At 46.7% G+C, this 2,746-nt stretch carries 3 protein-coding genes; 2 read left to right on the top strand and 1 reads right to left on the bottom strand.

The window, feature by feature from the left end:
- The coding region (locus VN105_RS28910) for a hybrid sensor histidine kinase/response regulator (RefSeq protein ID WP_325646826.1) at nucleotides 1-2,125 on the top strand (2,125 nt) is incomplete at its 5' end.
- Here the strand turns inward: VN105_RS28910 and VN105_RS28905 are convergent.
- Nucleotides 2,120-2,257, bottom strand: a complete 138-nt coding sequence (locus VN105_RS28905) for a hypothetical protein (protein WP_325646824.1) — start codon at nucleotides 2,255-2,257, stop codon at nucleotides 2,120-2,122. The two genes, VN105_RS28910 and VN105_RS28905, sit on opposite strands and share 6 nt — an antisense overlap.
- A gap of 26 nt (nucleotides 2,258-2,283) precedes the next feature.
- Between VN105_RS28905 and VN105_RS28900 the strand changes: the two genes are divergently transcribed.
- Entirely contained in the window at nucleotides 2,284-2,475 is a 192-nt protein-coding gene (locus VN105_RS28900; protein WP_325646823.1) for a hypothetical protein, read from the top strand.
- The last annotated feature ends 271 nt before the right edge of the window (nucleotides 2,476-2,746 follow it).

The following is a 2,746-nucleotide window of genomic DNA, read 5'->3' as shown; positions in this document are numbered from 1 at the left end:
ATTCAATTCCGCAAACAATATCCATAAACTCATTAAAGGCAACGAGCAACTGCTCCAGGAACTGAATGTAAAGAATGAACTCCAGAAGCTGCAAACAAATATGGCCAAAACCGACAGTAAAGTACGCGGTGCGGTCATTTCCCGGGATACCATCCATATTACAGGCATTGAAGCCGAAATAGCCATTATAAAGGCTGATCTCAAAGAGATCAATAAGATCATCAAAAACGATAGCACCGAAAAGCTCCTCACCCAGCTCAACTACCTGGTGGATGAAAAGAACAATTTCAACCTGACGGTGCTGGATACCTTTTACAGCCAGGGTAAGTGGGCGGCAGAAAAACTCATTAACAACCAGAAAGGAAAGCGGCTGGGAGAAGCCATCACCGGTATTTTACGACAGCTGGACACCACCCGGCAATCGGAAGTGAACCGTACTACCCACCTGATTGACAGCAGCGGGCAGAAAGCACAGCGCTGGGGTACGGTACTGGTTTTCTTTGCCTGCCTAATGAGCCTGCTGGCATTCCTGTACATAACCAGCCGCATCCACCGGCAGGAGCAACTGATAGAAGCGCTGGATGAATCGCAGCAGCAGGAAAAGAAACTGGCGGCTGTAAAAGAACAGTTCCTGGCCAATATGAGCCATGAAATACGTACGCCGATGAACGCCGTCATCGGGTTTACCAATTTGCTTAAAGTGCAGCCGCTGAATGATAAATCCAAAGAATATGTAGCCGCCATAGAAAATGCCGGGCAAAGCTTGCTGGAGATCATTAACGACATCCTGGACATCTCCAAAATAGAATCCGGGATGATGCGCATAGAAGCCACCTCTTTCAGTTTACGCGGCGTACTGCATGCCATCAATACCATGTTCCGGCCAAAGGCGGAGGAAAAGCAGCTGCAGTTGTCGGTTACTATCGGCGACGATGTACCGGATATTTTGTATGGAGATGTAATGCGGCTTACACAGGTGCTGGTGAATCTTACCAGCAACGCCATTAAATTTACCGGTGATGGGGAAGTACGAATACATGTGGCAAAGATCTGGCAGGAAGAAAATGAAGTTCGTTTACTGTTCACCGTTAGTGATACCGGTATAGGCATTGAACCATCCAAGCAACACAGCATCTTTGACCGCTTTAACCAGGCGGAAGCCGCTACTACCCGTAAATACGGCGGTACTGGCTTAGGACTTACCATCGTAAAACAGCTGATAGAATTACAAAACGGCTTTATTTCCGTGGAAAGTAAACCAGGGGAAGGCGCCACCTTCAAAGTGGAGTTGCCATACACACTGGGCGAACCCCTGCAGGAAGAAGGCGCCAACTATTTTGCAGAAAACGACCAGTTGCCACTGCACCCGGATGTAAGGCTGCTGGTGGCCGAGGACAACCGGATGAACCAAAACCTGCTCCGTCATCTGCTGGGTAACTGGCATTTGCAATACAAATTGGTGAACAACGGTAAAGAGGTGTTACAGGCGTTAGAGCGGCAGCACTACGACCTGGTGCTCATGGATATACAAATGCCTGAAATGGATGGCTACATGGCTGTACAGGCCATCCGGAACGAGCTTCATTCCACGATCCCGGTAATAGCCATGACAGCCCACGCCATGGCCGGCGAACGGGACAAATGCCTGCAAATGGGCATGAATGAATACATTTCCAAGCCTATCATTGAGGACGACCTGTATAAAATGATCCAGGTGTACATCGGCAAACTGCCGCCACGGGAATTGCCTGCTATCCAACACCCGCCTGGTGAAAACGGGGTTCACCACCTGATCAATCTGAACTATCTTCACGACCTGTCCAAAGGCAATACCCAATTCGAAAAAACGATGCTGGAGCAATTCATTGCGCAGCTGCCGGAAGAATTATCATTGCTGAAGCAGGCAGTAGTAGCGGAAGACATCACCGCCATACGCGCTACCGCACATAATCTCAAAACTACAGTGTCCTTTATCGGTTTACAGGATCACCTCTACCCTGTGCTGGAACCGCTGGAAAAACTGCAGGAAAACAGCTATCATCCCGGTATGGTGGCCGGCCAGTTCAATACGCTGAAACAGCTGTGTATACAGGCTGTACAGGAAGCTATTCATATATTATTATAGTTCCCCGTTATACATTACCGTACATTTTCCCCTGTTCAACGACAGTAATACCCTGTTCACCGAAACATCCTGCCAACGGGCTCTTTGCTGATGTATTTTTACTACAGAAACAATAACAACACATTCTTTCATCTAATCATTTTTAAAAAGACAACATCATGAAAAAAAGCCTGATCGCCGCTGTAGTAGTAATGAGCATTTCTGCTGCATCTTTTGCACAAGCACCAGCTGCTAAAACTGCAAAGAAAGCCGCTAAAACTGAAGCTAAAGCTACTGCTGATTCTACTAAGAAAGCTGTTAAGCACGAACATGCAAAGAAAGCAGCTGCTCCTGCTGCAAAGAAAGCATAATTCAACACTATACGCGTTTGAGTTAATAAGTCCCGTTGGCCTTCCCGGCTAACGGGATTTTTTGCTTGTCGCCTTCGGCGACGTGCGGATTTTGTCTGACTCAGGATTAAACTGATTACACTGATCTCGCTGATTTGATTTTTTTGGGATTTTATGATTAAAATGATTTTGGGAGATATAAGCGAAAACATCCGCTTAAATCTCCCCAAATCAGTTTAAATCCAAAGTAATCAAATCAGCGAAATCAGTGTAATCAGTTTAATCCTGCTCC

The organism is Chitinophaga sp. (genome assembly GCF_035564935.1).
In the GTDB taxonomy this organism is placed as follows: Bacteria; Bacteroidota; Bacteroidia; order Chitinophagales; family Chitinophagaceae; genus Chitinophaga.
The sequence above is the reverse complement of the archived record's forward strand: the minus strand, read 5'-3'. Positions and strand labels throughout refer to the sequence as shown.

Excerpts from the sequence above, each read along its gene's own strand:
- VN105_RS28905 (WP_325646824.1), bottom strand. The coding sequence starts at position 2,257 with ATGAAAGAATGTGTTGTTATTGTTTCTGTAGTAAAAATACATCAGCAA.
- VN105_RS28900 (WP_325646823.1), top strand. The coding sequence starts at position 2,284 with ATGAAAAAAAGCCTGATCGCCGCTGTAGTAGTAATGAGCATTTCTGCT.